Raw genomic sequence first — 15,729 nt, 5'->3', positions numbered from 1 at the left:
TTGCGGCCCGTACGCAAAATTCTACCGTTTTTGTACTCTGATCGGGATGAATAGGTAAGACCTACCAGCGCCCCAAGCCTAACCTTGGCCTATTCGGCAGGATGCCGCGCGAGGTCCGCTATGGACGCCATTCCGTCACTCGACGCCTATGAACTCTCCGACCGCTACGAGCGCGAGGACGGCCGCGTCTTCCTCACGGGCACGCAAGCCATCGTCCGCATCGCGCTCGACCAGATCAGGCGCGACCGCGCCGCGGGGCTTAATAGCGCCGGCTTCATCTCCGGCTATCGCGGCTCGCCGCTCGGCGGCATCGATCTCGAACTGTGGCGCATCCAGGAGCGCCTCAAGCGCGACCGCATCGAATTCCTCCCTGCGGTGAACGAGGACCTCGCGGCGACCGCGGTGCTCGGCTCGCAGCAGGTCGAAACCCAAGCCGACCGCGAAGTCGATGGCGTATTCGGCCTCTGGTACGGCAAGGGCCCCGGCGTCGATCGCTCCGGCGATGCGCTCAAGCACGGCAATGCCTACGGCTCGTCGCCACATGGCGGCGTGCTGGTGGTTGCCGGCGACGACCATGGCTGCGTGTCGTCCTCGATGCCGCACCAGTCTGACGTCGCCTTCATGAGTTGGTTCATGCCGACGCTGCATCCCGCAAGCGTCAGCGAATATCTGGAATTCGGCGAATATGGCTACGCGCTGAGCCGCTTCTCCGGCATGTGGGTTGGCTTCAAGGCGATCTCGGAGGTTGTCGAGTCGGGTGCATCCGTCGCGCTGCGTCCACCGCGCCTGTTCCGCACCCCCGACTTCACCCCGCCGCCGGGCGGACTGCACTATCGCTGGCCCGACCTGCCGGGCCCACAGATCGAGGAGCGGCTGGAAGCGAAGAAGCACGCGGTCTACGCCTTCGCCAAAGCCAATCCGATCGATCGCCATATCTACGACATTCCAAACGCCACCTACGGCATCGTCACCACAGGCAAGGCGCATCTCGATCTGATGGAGGCCCTGCGCCTGATGGGCCTCGATGAAGCCGCATGCCGCAGCATCGGCATCGACATCTACAAGGTCGGCATGGTCTGGCCGTTGGCACTGCATGACGCCATGGATTTCGTGGAGGGCAAGCGCGAGATCCTCGTGGTCGAGGAGAAGCGCGGCATCATCGAGAGCCAGTTCAAGGAATATTTTTACGACTACCCCGGCAGCAAGCCTGAGCGCATGGTCGGCAAGCACGACGAAACCGGCGCGCGGCTGATCTCCTGGATCGGCGAATTGTCGCCGCGCGCGCTGGCGTCCGTGCTCGCCCGCCGGCTCGATCCGATGTTTCCGGGGCTCAATCTCGCGACACGCGCCGCCGCACTGCTGCCGGAAGCCGAACGCACGATCAACGTCGCAGGCGCGACGCGCACGCCCTATTTCTGCTCTGGGTGCCCGCACAACATTTCGACAAAGGTGCCCGAAGGATCGAAGGCGCTGGCCGGCATCGGCTGCCACTTCATGGCGAGCTGGATGGATCGCGAAACGTCGTCGCTGATCCAGATGGGCGGCGAAGGCGTGAACTGGGCGGCCTCGTCGAGATTCACCGGCCGCAAGCACATCTTCCAGAATCTCGGTGAAGGCACCTACTACCATTCCGGCTCGATGGCGATCCGGCAGGCGATCGCTGCCAAGACCAACATCACCTACAAGATCCTGTTCAACGACGCCGTCGCCATGACCGGCGGCCAGCCGGTCGACGGACCCGTGAGCGTGCAGGCCATCGCGCACAGCGTCCGCGCCGAAGGCGTCGCCCGCATCGCGCTGGTGTCTGACGATCCCGCGCAGGTCCTGCCCGGGGATCTGCCTGGCGGCGTCACGATTCATCCCCGCGAGGAGATGGACGCCGTGCAGCGCGAGCTGCGCGACATCTCCGGCGTCTCGGTGCTGATCTATCAGCAGACCTGCGCCACCGAGAAGCGGCGCCGGCGCAAGCGCGGGCAGATGGCGGATCCCCAGCGCTTTGCTTATATCAACGATCTCGTCTGCGAGGGCTGCGGCGACTGCTCGGTCGAGTCCAACTGCCTCAGCGTCGAGCCAAAGGAGACGCCGTTCGGCCGCAAGCGGCAGATCAATCTGTCGGCGTGCAACAAGGATTTTTCCTGCCTCAACGGCTTTTGCCCGAGCTTTGTCACCGTCGAAGGCGCGACGCGCCGGAACAAGAGCGCGAGCCGGATCGATGCAATCGGTTGCGCGGCCACGCTTCCCCTGCCCGCGCCCGCCACGCTCGACCGTCCCTACGATCTGCTGGTGACCGGCGTCGGCGGCACCGGCGTGATCACGGTCGGCGCGCTGATCGGGATGGCCGCGCATCTGGAACGACGCGGCGTCTCGGTGCTGGATTTTACCGGCTTTGCACAGAAGTTTGGCCCAGTGCTGAGCTACATCCGCCTCGCCTCAAGTCCCGAAGCGCTGCACCAGGTCCGCATCGACCAGGGCGCGGCCGATGCCCTTATCGGTTGCGACCTCGTCGTCAGTTCCTCGCCGAAGGCGTCCGGCACCTATCGCCGCGGCACGCGCGCGGCCATCAACACCGCGGAGATGCCGACCGGCGATGTCGTCCGCTTCCGCGACGCCGATCTCGCGTCCCCCGATCGCCTGCGCGCGATCCGGCAGGCGATCGGCAACGACAATCTCGACACGATCAACGCCAACGCGCTAGCCGAGCGGCTGCTCGGCGATGCGGTCTACGCCAATATCATCATGCTGGGCTTTGCCTGGCAGCGCGGACTGGTGCCGGTCTCGCTCTCGGCGCTGCTGCGCGCGATCGAGCTCAACGGCGTCGCGGTCGAACGCAACAAGCAGGCTTTCGCCTGGGGCCGGATCGCCGCCGCCGATCCGGACTTCTTGCCGGAGGCCAGCGAGACGCCAAGGGCCGAGACGCTCGACCAGCTCATTGCTCGCCGGGCCGAGTTCCTCACGGCCTATCAGGATGGGGCTTATGCGGCGCGCTATCGCGCTATTGTCGCAGAAGTTCGTGCTGCCGAAGCCACCCTCAACAGCGAGGCGCTTACGGAGGCCGTCGCCCGCGCCCTGTTCAAGCTGATGGCCTACAAGGACGAATACGAGGTCGCGCGCCTGCACATGCAGACCGGCTTTCTCGACGAATTGAAGCGCGAGTTCGAGGATGGCTTCAGCGTCCAGTATCATCTCGCCCCACCGTTTCTGCCATCCGGGCACGACGCCCGCGGCCGCCCGCGCAAGCGCGCCTTCGGTCCGTGGATCCAGGCACCGCTCGCCATGCTGGCGCGGCTTAAGGTGCTGCGCGGAACACGGTTCGATCCGTTCGGCTACACGGCCGAGCGGCGCACTGAGCAAGAGCTGATCGTCTGGTATGAAGGCGTCATCGCGCAAATGCTGGACCGGATCGAAACGGCGGATCTACCCGATCTCGTCGCCATCGCCAAAGCCCCGATGGACATCCGCGGCTACGGTCCGGTGAAGGACATCGCGATTGCGAAGGTGAAGCCCGAAGTCGAGCGGCTGCTCGCCGCTCTGGCCAAATCTTCATCGGCAAAGATCGGCGCATACGGTTGACGCGACGCCACCGAGGCTTCAGCTTCCCGAGCTGAAGAGGCTCCCCTCTTCGAGTCCTGCAATCGGGTGGCGCATCATGGATTTCGACCAGTTGACCCTGACCCAGGCCGCGGCCGAACTCGCCGCTGGAACAATCACGAGCCATGCGTTCACTTCCCATGCGCTCGCCCGGGCCAAGGCTAACGCCGACCTGAACGCCTTCGTCACTCTGGATGAGGAAGGTGCCCTCAAAGCCGCCGTCGCATTCGAGACGCAGGGCGCAGGCGCCGGAAGCAGACGGCTCGGCGGCGTTCCCATCGTGATCAAGGACAACATCGAGGTGGCCGGGCTGCCCTGCACTGCCGGGACACCGGGGCTGAAGACCTTCATTCCAGGCATTGACGCGCCGGTCGTGGCGAAGTTACGCGCCGCGGGCGCAGTCATCATCGGCAAGACCAATATGCACGAGTTGGCTTTCGGCATCTCCGGTTACAACACCGCATTCAAGACCGGCGCCGAATACGGCGTGCGCAATGCCTATGACCGCGCGCTGATAGCCGGCGGCTCCTCTTCTGGCACGGGCGCCGCGATCGGCGCACGGATCGTGGCAGGCGGGCTCGGCACCGACACCGGCGGATCGGTCCGGGTGCCGGCTGCGCTGAACGGTTGCGCCTCGCTGCGGCCGAGCGTGGGTCGCTATCCGCAAGCCGGCATCGCGCCAATCTCGCATACCCGCGACACGGCAGGGCCGATGGCGGCGACCATGGCGGATGTCGCGCTGCTGGACAGCGTTATTGCGGGCGGTGATGCCGTTCGGCCGGCCGATCTGGGGCAGGTCCGTATCGGCCTCGTGAAGAGCATGCTGGCGAACCTCGACGGCGATACTGAAACCGCCTTTCAGGCCGCACTCGCCCGATTGAAAGCGCTGGGCGTGACGGTGGTCGACATCGAGATGCCTGAGCTGGCCCAGCTCAACGGCCAAGTCGGATTTCCGGTCGCGCTCTACGAAGCCTATGACGACATGGTCGCGTATCTCGACCGCACCGGCACAGGCGTCACCATCGAGGCCATGGTCGCGCAGATTGCGAGCCCCGACGTCAAGGCCACTTATGAAGGGCTGGTGCTGCCGCGCAAATTGCCGGCGCCCGACGGCAGCTTCGTTGATGCAAAGCCGCTTTACGACCACGCCATCGATGTCGCGCGGCCGGCGCTTCAGGCGCTGTATCAGCAGACCTTTGCAAGCAACCGGCTCGACGCCATCGCCTTCCCGACCACGCCGCGCGTCGCCATTGCCTCCAACCCGGAGTCCAGCAGCCTCGATAACTTCGGCCTGTTCATCCAGAACACAGACCCCGGCAGCAATGCCGGCATCCCAGGCATCCAGATTCCGATCGCGCTTGGCGAGACCAGCAAATTGCCGATCGGACTGGAGCTCGACGGCCCCGCGGGCAGCGATGAGCGATTGCTTGCTATCGGTATCGCGCTCGATGCCGTGTTTGGGCGGCCTCCCGCGCCGCGTTGACGCGATCGTAGCTTCTGGCCCAGGCCAAGGACCCTCGTCATTGCGAGGAGCGCTTGCGACGAAGCAATCCAGAGTCTTCCTGCGGAGAGATTCTGGATTGCTTCGCTTCGCTCGCAATGACGAAAGAAGGTGGGCACGGCGCTTTGCGCCTTTGTCCACCCTACGCACCGTGCCCGCTAAGAATACGGATTGATCAGCTTCTGCTGCTCGGCGCTGTGATGCACGAGCATGTCGATGAAGGTGCGCACCTTCGCCGACAGATGATGGCGATGCGGATAGACCGCGTTCATCGACATCTCGACCGGCCGGTATTCCGGCAGCAGGCGTACCAGACGGCCGGCGTCGAGATCGTCGCTCACCAGGAATCCTGCGAGCAGGCCGATGCCGGCGCCCTCGATCACCATCCGCCGCAGCGCTTCGCCGCTGTTGGTGACGAGGCTGCCCGAGATACGCACCGATGCCGGTGCACCCCTGCGATCGAGGAAGCGCCACTCGTCGCCGAAGGGATAGTTGAGGTGGCGGCCGCAATTGTGCTCGGTGAGCTCTGCGAGCTGGTGCAGCCGGCCGTGCTTTTCGAGATAATCGTGCGAGCAGCACAGCACGTGACGCCAGGTGGCGAGGCTGCGGACGATCAGGCTTGAATCCGGCGGCGGCGTCATGCGCAGCGCAATGTCATACCCCTCCTCGATGAGATCGACATTGGCTTCGCCCATGCGCAGATCGACCTTCACGTCCGGATAGGTCGACAGCATCTTTGCCACGACCCCCGCCACGAAAGGCACCATGTGCGTGGCGGAATGGATCCGCAGCGTGCCGCGCGGCACCGACTGCAAGGCGCCGGCGATGTCGTCAGCCTGCTCGATGTCGGACAGGATCTGGACGCAGCGGTCGTAATAGGCCTTGCCGATTTCCGTGACGCTGACCTTGCGGGTGGTGCGATTGAGCAGCCGCGCGCCGAGCCGTTCCTCGAGCGCCTGGATGTGGTTGCTCACCATGGTCGTGGACATGTTGAGCTTGCGGGCGGCGGCGGAGAACCCGCCGGTATCAACGACCCGGACGAAAGCGGTCAGGCTGGTCAGCCGGTCCATAGGGCGCCTCGGATTATGCAGTGCGAGTGGACAATCATTTTGCTTTTTGGCGGATTATCACAAGCGCCGGGACAGCGCATCTTCTCCCCCGACAACAGCGCCCCTTCGGAACGGGACGTCTGGGGATTCCGGAGAATGTCATGTCGAACGCGACTTATACTACTGAAACACCTGACAAAATCAGCCTGAAGCCGTCCCGCCTGGCGATCCAGCGCGCGGCGCTCGGGCTGGCGCTGGCCCTCGGCGTCGCTGTGGCCGGCGACTTTGGCTACGATTACCTGACGACCGGCCGCTACCTGGAATCGACCGATGACGCCTATGTGAAAGCCGATTCCACCATCATCGCCCCGAAGGTGTCGGGCTACATCGCCCAGGTGCTGGTCGGCGACAACGAAAAGGTGAGAGCGGGCCAGGTGCTGGCCAGGATCGACGACCGCGACTTCAAGGCCGCGCTCGGCCAGGCCCGCGCCGACGTTGCCGCAGCCGAAGCCTCGGTTCGCAATCTCGATGCCCAGCTTGAACTGCAACAGCCGATCATCGAGCAGAGCACCGCCGACGTCACGGCTGCCGACGCCAATCTGAAATTCGCGCAGGAAGAGCGCGCCCGGTACGACGATCTCATGAAGTCGGGCTCCGGCACGATCCAGCGCGCGCAGCAGACCGACGCTGCGCTCCGCGCCAGCAACGCGCAATTGCAGCACGCCAAGTCGGGCCTGGTCGCCGCGCGGCGCAAGGTCGATGTGTTGACCACCCAGCGCGCCCAGGCCACCGCGCAGCTCGATCACGCTCGCGCGGTCGCGGACCAGGCTGAGCTGAACCTGTCCTACACCGAGATCACGGCGCCGGTTGACGGCACGGTCGGCGCCCGCAGCTTGCGCGTCGGCCAATACGTGCAGGCCGGCACGCAATTGATGGCAGTGGTGCCGCTCGACGCAGTCTATGTGGTCGCTAACTTCAAGGAGACCCAGCTCACGCATGTGCGCGCCGGCCAGCCGGTCGAGCTGCACGTCGACAGTTTCCGCAATCGCACGCTGCATGGTCATGTCGACAGCCTTTCGCCGGCCAGCGGACTTGAATTCGCGCTGCTGCCTCCCGACAATGCCACGGGTAACTTCACCAAGATCGTGCAGCGCGTGCCGGTGAAGATCGTGCTCGACGATCACAGCCTCGCGGGCCTGCTGCGGCCCGGCATGTCGGCGGTGCCGACCGTCGACACCAAGGCAACCGTGGTGGCCGAGCGCGAGACGGCGAAGCGCGTCGCCGACAACGCGCCGCGTCCGAACGGCGGCTGAGGCCGCGGGATCCCGGCAGGATTATCAAGTCCTGCCGGATGATCCTTCCCGCACTTTCCCGATTATCGAATTCATCCGCCCAACGCATCCTGTCTCGCAACTGAGACGAGGCTTCCATGAGCACGCTTCAACCGACCCTCGACTCCGCTTCCGCCGCCAATCTCCGCGCCCCGGCTGCCGCTCCCGCCACACCGGCGGTTTCCGCCAAAACCTGGATCGCGGTGATCGGCGCCACGCTCGGCGCTTTCATGGCGGTGCTGAACATCCAGATCGTCAACGCCTCGCTCGCCGACATCCAGGGCGCGATCGGCGCCGGCATCGACGACGGCGGCTGGATCTCGACTTCCTACCTGATCGCCGAGATCGTGGTGATCCCGCTGTCCGGCTGGCTCGCGCAGGTGTTCTCGATCCGGATCTATCTGCTCACCAATGCGATCCTGTTCCTGGTTCTCTCCGCGGCCTGTGCGCTGGCGCAGGACCTGCCGCAGATGATCGTGCTGCGCGCGGTGCAGGGCTTTACCGGCGGCGTGCTGATCCCGATGGCCTTCACGCTGATCATCACGCTGCTGCCGCGTGCCAAGCAGCCGGTGGGCCTTGCGCTGTTCGCGCTGTCAGCGACGTTCGCGCCGGCGATCGGCCCGACTATCGGCGGCTATCTCACCGAGAATTTCGGCTGGCAGTACATCTTCTACGTCAACCTCGTGCCGGGCGCGATCATGGTCGGCATGCTCTGGTACGCGCTCGACGCCAAGCCCATGAAGCTTGCGCTGCTGCGCGAGGGCGACTGGGCCGGCATCATCACCATGGCAATCGGCCTGTCCGCGCTCCAGACCGTGCTGGAGGAAGGCAACAAGGACGACTGGTTCGGCTCGCCCTTCATCGTCAAGCTCAGCGTGATCGCGGCGGTGGCGCTGATCGCCTTCCTGATCATCGAGCTCACCGTGAAGAGGCCGCTGTTGAACCTGCGCCTGCTGGTCCGCCGCAATTTCGGCTTCGGCATGCTCGCCAATTTCCTGCTTGGCGTCGCACTCTACGGTTCGGTGTTCATCCTGCCGCAATATCTGTCGCGCATCCAGGGCTACAATGCCGAGCAGATCGGCACAGTGCTGGCCTGGACCGGATTGCCGCAGCTCGTGCTGATCCCGCTGGTGCCACGCCTGATGCAGAAATTCGACGCGCGGATCATCATCGGCGTCGGTTTCGTGCTGTTCGCAGGCTCAAACTTCATGAACATCTATATGACCAACGACTACGCCGCCGACCAGCTGCTGTGGCCCAATGTCGTTCGCGCCATCGGCCAGGCGCTGGTGCTGGCGCCGCTATCGGCGGTCGCAACCGCCGGCATCGAGGCGGAGAACGCCGGCTCGGCGTCCGGCCTGTTCAACATGATGCGCAATCTCGGCGGCGCCGTCGGCATCGCGCTGCTCCAGACCGTGCTGACCAAGCGCGAGCAATATCACTCCAACGTGCTGATGCAATCGGTCTCGGTGTTCGAGCAGGCCACCCGTACGCGGCTGGAGCAGCTCACGCAATATTTCGTCAATCACGGCGTGCTCGACCGTGCCGACGCCGCGCATCGCGCCTATGTCGCGATCGGCCATACCGTGCAGAAGCAGGCTTACATCTTTGCCTTCAGCGACACCTTCTACCTGCTCGGCATAGCGCTGATCGTGGCCCTGATCGCCGTCTTCTTCCTGAAGAAGCCCGGTCAGAGCTCGGCCGGCGGAGCTCACTGAATCAACCCAGCAAAGGAGAACGACCATGAAACCCCGCATGAATTTCTACCAGGCCGCCCCCGACACGATGAAGGCGCTGATGGCGCTGGAAGAGCAGATCCAGTCCACCGGGTTGGAGAAATCGCTGATCGAACTCGTCAAGATCCGCGCATCGCAAATCAACGGCTGCGCTTTCTGCATCAACATGCATACCGAGGACGCCCGCAAGCGCGGCGAGACCGAGCAGCGCATCTATCTGCTCAACGCCTGGCGCGAATCCCCGCTCTATACCGACCGCGAGCGCGCGGCGCTGGCCTGGACCGACTCGGTGACGCTGATCGCGGAAACGCGCGCGTCCGACGACGTCTACTCCGAGGTCCGCGCGCAGTTCTCCGATGCGGAGACGGTGAACCTGACCATGCTGATCGGCGCCATCAACGCCTGGAACAGGATCGCGATCGCGTTCCGCGCGGTTCATCCGGTGAAGGTGAAGGCGTCGGTGGCGTGACGGGGGCGTTCCCCGGGTGCAAGTCTCGTAGGGTGGGGAAAGGCGCACGTGCGCCGTGCCCACCGTACTTCGATGAATTCATCAGAAGCGGTGGGCACGCTTCGCTTTGCCCACCCTGTACCCTTTGGGGTTCGCAGCCAGTCTAACGGTGTAGACTGGGAGTGCGGGCCGATCCGCCGGGAGCAGCCTTGCCCACCTGTGTCTTGAACACCGACGTAGGAGCCGCGCCCCGGCAGAGCGGCCGCGGTCGATATCCAGTAGGAGGTTTGCGCCGAGAGCGCCAGTACAGGGATTGATCGAGATCGCGGTGGCCCGCTTTTGAGAGCAAGGAGGTCCCAAAATGATCGAAGATGCACACTGGTTCGCCGGGATCGATTGGGCAACGCAGAGCCATAGCGTTTGCCTGCTGGATGCCGAAGGAAGACAGGTTGCTCGGCGCGAGTTCGCCCATGACGGCGCTGGGCTGACGGAGCTGCGTGACTGGCTGCTTGAGAAGACCAAGGCCGCACCGGGACAGATCGCCGTGGCGATCGAGATGCCGCACGGCCCGGTGGTGGAGATGTTGCTCGAACACGGGTTTGCGGTGTTTGCCATCAATCCCAAGCAGCTCGACCGCTTCCGTGATCGTTTCACGGCAGCTGGTGCCAAGGACGACCGCCGCGATGCCCATGTGCTCGCAGGCTCGCTGCGCACGGATCGCGCGGCCTTCCGCCGGCTTGTGGTTGATGATCCCACGATGATCGAGTTGCGTGAGTGGTCGCGCTTGGCCGACGAACTGCAGCAGGAGCGCACGCGTCTCGCCAACCGTCTTCGCCAGCAGTTGTGGCGCTATTATCCCCAAGCCACCAAGTTGACCGACGATGTCGCCGACGAATGGTTCCTGGCCCTTTGGCAGAAGGTGCCGACCCCGGACAGGGCGGCCAAGGCCAGCGAGAAGGCCATCGCGCGCATCCTGAGTGCATATCGTATCCGCCGTTTCGATGCGGCGGCGGCGCTCAAGATCTTGCGTGAGACCCCGCTGTTCGTGGCGTCGGGCACGACCGAGGCCGCCTGCGCCCACATCCGCAGCCTGGCGGCGCGCCTGCATCTGGTCAATCGGCAGATCAAGGAGGCTCATCAGAGCCTGGACCGTCTCTGTGCCGAGCTCGAAGCAGAGGAGAGCGCCTCGGGGCAGAGCCCGGCGCAGTGCGACGTGACGATCCTACGCTCCTGGCCAGGTATCGGCAGGATCAATCTCGCCACACTGCTCGCCGAGGCCGCAGAGCCCCTGCGCAGACGAGATTACCATGCTCTGCGCGCTTTGGCAGGAGCTGCCCCGGTGACGCGGCAAAGCGGCAAGCAGCGCTTCGTGGTCCGTCGCCTCGCCTGCAACAGGCGGCTGCAGAGCGCGGTCCATCACTGGTCTCGTGTCGCCATGCAACACGATGCGGCCACCCGGAAACGGTATGATGCCTTGCGGGCGCGGGGACATGGCCACGCGCGCGCCCTGCGCAGCGTCGGGGATCGTTTGCTCTTTGCCCTCTGCACGACACTCAGGCGGCAGACCCCTTACGATGCGGACTACAACAGCGAAAACATCACCGCGACAGCGTAATCTCATTCCTTTGTTCGGCCGGGCGCGGACCATTCCTTCGTCCCGACCTGACGATCGCCAAGCGTCGCGCGCGCAGACGATGTCCAGGATGCCGAAGGCACCGGCAAAGCCGGCGCGCAGCGTCCTGGACTGCGTCGAGCACGGCGCTATGCTGGGTTCAGCAAGGACACTTCCCCCTTGACGGACGGTAGGAGGTCCTACGATAGCGGAGTATGGCCTAAACCGCCGTCGCCTTGGCGAACTCCACATAGATCTCGCGAAGCCGCGCGGCGAGCGGGCCGGGCTTGCCGTCGCCGACCTTTTTGCCGTCGATCGCCACCACCGGCTGGACAAACAGCGAGGCCGACGTCGCAAAGGCTTCCTTCGCGGCCAGCGCCTCTTCCACCGTGAACGAACGCTCCTCGACGCGGAGCTGACGCTCTTCGGCGAGCGCGACAACGGCCTTGCGGGTGCAGCCGGGCAGGATCGCGTTGGAGTTCTTGCGGGTGACGATGACGTCGTCCTTGGTGAGAATGAACGCCGACGACGAGCCACCTTCGGTGACGTAGCCGTCTTGCAGCATCCAGGCCTCGCCGGCGCCGGCTTCGGCAGCCGCCTGCTTCGCCAGCACCTGCGCCAGCAGCGCCACGCTCTTGATGTCACGCCGTTCCCAGCGGATGTCGGGCACCGTGATCACGTTGATGCCAGTCTTGGCGGAAGCTGCGTTGATGATGTCCTTTTCGGACGTGAACATCACCAGGCTCGACTTGACGTCGCCCTTGGGGAAAGCGAAGTCGCGGCCCTTGTCGGCGCCGCGCGTGACCTGGAGATAGACCAGGCCGTTGACCACCTTGTTGCGGGCGATCAACTCCTTCTGGATCTCGGTGATGCGCTCGACCGTCTCCGGCAGCCTCAAGCTGATCTCGCCGACCGAGCGCTCCAGTCGCGCCAGATGCGAGGCGTTGTCGACCAGCTTGCCGTCGAGCACGGCCGAGACCTCGTAGATGCCGTCGGCGAACAGGAAGCCGCGATCGAGCACCGAGATTTTGGCTTCCGAGAGCGGGACGAATGAGCCGTTGACGTAGGCGGTCGAATCCAAGGCTGGTCTCCTGGCGGGAAAAAGGGGATTGCGGGCTTATACGCGAAATGAGGGTAGCGATCACCCCTCTATTAGTCATTCCGGGGCGGCGCGTAGCGACGAGCCCGGAATCCATAACCACCAGCCGGGGTTATGGATTCGGGCCTGCGCCTCCGGCGCATCCCGGAATGACGGCGGGGACTAATGCGACAAAATCTTCGACAAGAACTTCTGCGCACGGTCGCTGCGGGGCTTGCCGAAGAAATCGTCCTTCGGCGCGTCCTCGACGATCTCGCCGCGGTCCATGAAGATGACGCGGTTGGCGACCTTGCGGGCAAAGCCCATTTCGTGGGTCACGACCATCATGGTCATGCCGTCATGGGCGAGGTCGACCATGACGTCGAGCACCTCGCTGACCATTTCAGGATCGAGCGCCGAGGTCGGCTCGTCGAACAGCATCACGATCGGATCCATCGCGAGCGCGCGCGCGATCGCAACACGCTGCTGCTGGCCGCCGGAAAGCTGCGCCGGAAATTTTTGCGCCTGCTCCTTCAGGCCGACGCGGTCCAGGAGCTGCATGCCCTTCGCCACCGCCTTGTCGGACGACCGCCCCAGCACCTTCTGCTGGGCGAGGCAGAGATTGTCGATGATCTTCAGATGCGGGAACAGCTCGAAATGCTGGAACACCATGCCGACGCGCGAGCGCAGCTTCGGCAGGTTGGTCTTGGGATCGTTGACCTTGGTGCCGTCGACGCTGATGTCGCCTTTCTGGAACGGCTCCAGTGCATTGACGCATTTGATCAGCGTCGATTTCCCCGATCCCGAGGGACCGCAGACGACGACGACCTCGCCCTTGGTGACGCTGGTGGTACAGTCGGTCAGCACCTGGAAGGTCGGGCTGTACCATTTGTCGACGTGGCTGATTTCGATCATGACCGACTTGCTCTAGCGGATGATGGCGATGCGCGCCTGGAGGCGGCGGACGCCGAAGGACGCGATACAGGAAATGGTGAAGTAGACGACGGCAGCAAACAGATACATCTCGACCAGACGGCCGTCGCGCTGTGCGACCTTGCTGGCCGCACCGAGGAAGTCCGTAATCGACAGCACGTAGACCAGCGAGGTGTCCTGGAACAGCACGATGGTCTGCGTGATCAGCACCGGCAGCATGTTGCGGAATGCCTGCGGCAGCACGACGTAGCGCATGGTCTGCGCATAGGTCAGGCCGAGCGCGTTAGCAGCGGCCGGCTGTCCCCGCGAGATCGACTGTATGCCGGCACGCATGATCTCGGAGAAATACGCCGCCTCGAACATGATGAAGGTGATGAGCGAGGAGGCGAACGCACCGACGCTGATCGGCCGCGACGCACCGGTCAGCCCCCTGCCCGATATAGGGCACCAGGAAGTAGAACCAGAAGATCACCAGCACCAGCGGCAGCGAGCGCATGAAGTCGACATAGACGCCGGCGATGCGGCCGAGCGTCTTGTAGCCGGACAGCCGCATCAGCGCGATCGCCGTGCCGAAGACGAGCCCGCCGAGCGCTGCGAGGCCCGTCAGCATCAGTGTAAACGTCATGCCCTCATAGAACAGATAGGGCAGCGCGCGAATGATGACGCCGAAATCGAAATTGCTGAACATGGCGTTATTTCCCCGTGATGTAGCCGGGGATCGCGACCCAGCGCTCGAGGAAGCGCATCGCGGTCACGACGACGGCGTTGACGAGGAGATAGAGGAGCGTTGCGGCGGTAAAGGCCTCGAACACCTGAAAGGAGAACTCCTGCATCGAGCGCGCCTGCCCGGTCAGTTCGAGCAGACCGATGGTGATGGCGACCGCCGTATTCTTGATGGTGTTGAGGAACTCGGAGGTCAGCGGCGGCAGGATGATGCGGAATGCCATCGGCAGCAGGATGTATCGATAGCCCTGAAAGGTCGTGAGACCGAGCGCCGTTGCCGCCATCTTTTGACCGCGCGGCAGCGAGCCGATACCGGCCTGCAATTGTATCGCGACGCGGGCCGACATGAAAAATCCGATGCCGATCGCCGAGGTCCAGAACGGCGCGTTCGGCAGTTGCTTCAGCCAGGTGCCGGTCGACTTGGGTAGCAATTCCGGCAGCACGAAGAACCACAGGAACAGCTGCACCAGCAGCGGCATGTTGCGAAAGAACTCGACCCAGCAGAAGCCGAACCAGCCGGCAGCCTTGGACGGCAGCGTCCGCATGACGCCGACGATCGAGCCGAAGACGAGCGCGATGATCCAGGCGAGCACCGCGGTCTTCAGGGTCAGCACCAGGCCCGACAGCAGCATGTCGAGATAGGTGCCGGTCCCCATCGGGTTGGGCTCGAAGAAAATTCCCCAGTTCCAATGGTAGTTCACGTGTCCCCGCGCGAACGCGCCCTTCAGAGAGCTCTTGGGCATCTATGCAAATGTCCGGCCACTCTGGTGTCAAGAGTGGCCGGACATGATCTCGATCAAGCGATCGAAATTATATCTTACTTATAGTCATCCGGGTTCGGCGAGTCCGAAGGTTTTGCAAACTCGTGCTTCAGCGCGTCGGAAATCGGCGTGTTGAGGTTCAGGCCCTTTGGCGGAATCTTCTGGGTGAACCACTTGTCATAGATCTTCTCGCCTTCGCCCGAGGTGTAGAGCGCAGCAGTCGCCGCATCGACCACCTTCTTGAACGGCGCGTCGTCCTTGCGCAGCATGATGCCGTAAGGCTCGGGCTTGGAGAACGCATCCTTGGAGATGACGTAGTCGTCTGGCGTCTTCGAGCCGGCAACGAGGCTCGCGAGCAGAACGTCGTCCATCACGAAGGCGACGGCGCGGTCGGTTTCGACCATCAGGAAGGCCTCGGCATGGTCCTTGGCCGGGATGATGTTGGCACCCAGGCCCTTCGCGACATTGGCCTCGGTGAGCTGCTTGATGTTGGTGGTGCCGGCGGTGGAGACCACCGTCTTGCCCTTGAGATCGTCGATCGACTTCAGGCCGCTCGACTTCTTGAAGACGTAGCGGCTGGCGGTCAGATAATGGGTGTTGGTGAAAGCGACCTGCTTCTGGCGCTCTGCATTGTTCGTGGTCGAGCCGCATTCGAGGTCGATGGTACCGTTCGCCATCAGCGGGATGCGGGTCGCAGAGGTGACCGGATTGAGCTTCACCTCGAGCTTGTCGAGCTTGAGCTCCTTCTTCACGGCATCGACGATCTTGTAGCAGATGTCCATCGCGAACCCGACGGGCTTCTGGTTGTCGTCGAGATAGGAGAACGGGATCGAGGAATCGCGGAAGCCCAGCGTGATGGTGCCGGTGTCCTTGATGTTCTTCAGCGTGCCGGTCAGCTCTTCGGCGCCGGCCTGGCTGACGACAAAGGTCGCGGCGAGCGCAAGGCCGATGTGACGGAAATGTTTCACT

At 64.0% G+C, this 15,729-nt stretch carries 11 protein-coding genes and 1 pseudogene; 6 read left to right on the top strand and 6 right to left on the bottom strand.

All coding sequences use genetic code 11. The features are described 5' to 3' along the window. Positions 1-120: 120 nt before the first annotated feature. Positions 121-3,570 (top strand): indolepyruvate ferredoxin oxidoreductase family protein, encoded by a 3,450-nt coding sequence (locus ACTGJ9_RS09845; protein WP_456676897.1) that lies wholly within the window; start codon positions 121-123, stop codon positions 3,568-3,570. Between the two features lie 76 nt (positions 3,571-3,646). Next, entirely contained in the window at positions 3,647-5,071 is a 1,425-nt protein-coding gene (iaaH, locus tag ACTGJ9_RS09840) for an indoleacetamide hydrolase (protein ID WP_456676896.1), read from the top strand. 176 nt (positions 5,072-5,247) lie between these two features. Here iaaH and ACTGJ9_RS09835 read toward each other — a convergent pair whose 3' ends face one another. Further along, positions 5,248-6,159, bottom strand: a complete 912-nt coding sequence (locus tag ACTGJ9_RS09835) for a LysR family transcriptional regulator (protein ID WP_456676895.1) — start codon at positions 6,157-6,159, stop codon at positions 5,248-5,250. Positions 6,160-6,299: 140 nt separating this feature from the next. Between ACTGJ9_RS09835 and ACTGJ9_RS09830 the strand changes: the two genes are divergently transcribed. The 4 genes from ACTGJ9_RS09830 to ACTGJ9_RS09815 all read left to right on the top strand — a co-directional run bounded on the left by ACTGJ9_RS09830 (position 6,300) and on the right by ACTGJ9_RS09815 (position 11,268). After that, entirely contained in the window at positions 6,300-7,451 is a 1,152-nt protein-coding gene (locus ACTGJ9_RS09830) for an HlyD family secretion protein (RefSeq protein ID WP_456676894.1), read from the top strand. Positions 7,452-7,567: 116 nt separating this feature from the next. Next, positions 7,568-9,187 carry an MDR family MFS transporter gene (locus ACTGJ9_RS09825; RefSeq protein WP_456676893.1) on the top strand — a complete coding sequence of 540 codons (1,620 nt, stop codon included), beginning with the start codon at positions 7,568-7,570 and terminating at the stop codon, positions 9,185-9,187. A 25-nt stretch (positions 9,188-9,212) separates the two neighbouring features. Beyond that, entirely contained in the window at positions 9,213-9,674 is a 462-nt protein-coding gene (locus tag ACTGJ9_RS09820; protein WP_456676892.1) for a carboxymuconolactone decarboxylase family protein, read from the top strand. A gap of 340 nt (positions 9,675-10,014) precedes the next feature. Beyond that, complete coding sequence (locus ACTGJ9_RS09815) at positions 10,015-11,268, top strand: IS110 family RNA-guided transposase (protein ID WP_456676042.1); 1,254 nt, start codon at positions 10,015-10,017, stop codon at positions 11,266-11,268. A gap of 217 nt (positions 11,269-11,485) precedes the next feature. Here the strand turns inward: ACTGJ9_RS09815 and ACTGJ9_RS09810 are convergent, their stop codons facing one another. The 5 genes and pseudogenes from ACTGJ9_RS09810 to ACTGJ9_RS09790 all read right to left on the bottom strand — a co-directional run bounded on the left by ACTGJ9_RS09810 (position 11,486) and on the right by ACTGJ9_RS09790 (position 15,728). After that, the gene (locus tag ACTGJ9_RS09810; RefSeq protein WP_456676891.1) at positions 11,486-12,346 is read right to left on the bottom strand and encodes a D-amino-acid transaminase; all 861 of its coding nucleotides are present in this window, start codon (positions 12,344-12,346) and stop codon (positions 11,486-11,488) included. Positions 12,347-12,526: 180 nt separating this feature from the next. After that, positions 12,527-13,258 (bottom strand): amino acid ABC transporter ATP-binding protein, encoded by a 732-nt coding sequence (locus ACTGJ9_RS09805; RefSeq protein WP_456676890.1) that lies wholly within the window; start codon positions 13,256-13,258, stop codon positions 12,527-12,529. 12 nt (positions 13,259-13,270) lie between these two features. Further along, positions 13,271-13,964: pseudogene (locus ACTGJ9_RS09800) on the bottom strand (amino acid ABC transporter permease). Between the two features lie 4 nt (positions 13,965-13,968). Continuing rightward, positions 13,969-14,700: an amino acid ABC transporter permease gene (locus ACTGJ9_RS09795; protein WP_456678487.1), complete on the bottom strand. Its 732-nt coding sequence runs from the start codon at positions 14,698-14,700 to the stop codon at positions 13,969-13,971. 116 nt (positions 14,701-14,816) lie between these two features. After that, entirely contained in the window at positions 14,817-15,728 is a 912-nt protein-coding gene (locus tag ACTGJ9_RS09790) for an amino acid ABC transporter substrate-binding protein (RefSeq protein WP_456676889.1), read from the bottom strand. Between the last annotated feature and the right edge of the window lies 1 nt (position 15,729).

The sequence above is a fragment of the Bradyrhizobium sp. RDM12 genome, assembly GCF_051917485.1.
Lineage (GTDB): Bacteria > Pseudomonadota > Alphaproteobacteria > Rhizobiales > Xanthobacteraceae > Bradyrhizobium.
Note: the sequence above shows the minus strand (reverse complement) of the source record. Positions and strands in the feature narration are given on the sequence as shown.

Bases quoted from the DNA above. Each gene is read 5' to 3' on its own strand.
- ACTGJ9_RS09845 (WP_456676897.1), top strand. From the start codon at position 121: ATGGACGCCATTCCGTCACTCGACGCCTATGAACTCTCCGACCGCTAC.
- iaaH (WP_456676896.1), top strand. From the start codon at position 3,647: ATGGATTTCGACCAGTTGACCCTGACCCAGGCCGCGGCCGAACTCGCC.
- ACTGJ9_RS09835 (WP_456676895.1), bottom strand. From the start codon at position 6,159: ATGGACCGGCTGACCAGCCTGACCGCTTTCGTCCGGGTCGTTGATACC.
- ACTGJ9_RS09830 (WP_456676894.1), top strand. From the start codon at position 6,300: ATGTCGAACGCGACTTATACTACTGAAACACCTGACAAAATCAGCCTG.
- ACTGJ9_RS09825 (WP_456676893.1), top strand. From the start codon at position 7,568: ATGAGCACGCTTCAACCGACCCTCGACTCCGCTTCCGCCGCCAATCTC.
- ACTGJ9_RS09820 (WP_456676892.1), top strand. From the start codon at position 9,213: ATGAAACCCCGCATGAATTTCTACCAGGCCGCCCCCGACACGATGAAG.
- ACTGJ9_RS09815 (WP_456676042.1), top strand. From the start codon at position 10,015: ATGATCGAAGATGCACACTGGTTCGCCGGGATCGATTGGGCAACGCAG.
- ACTGJ9_RS09805 (WP_456676890.1), bottom strand. From the start codon at position 13,258: ATGATCGAAATCAGCCACGTCGACAAATGGTACAGCCCGACCTTCCAG.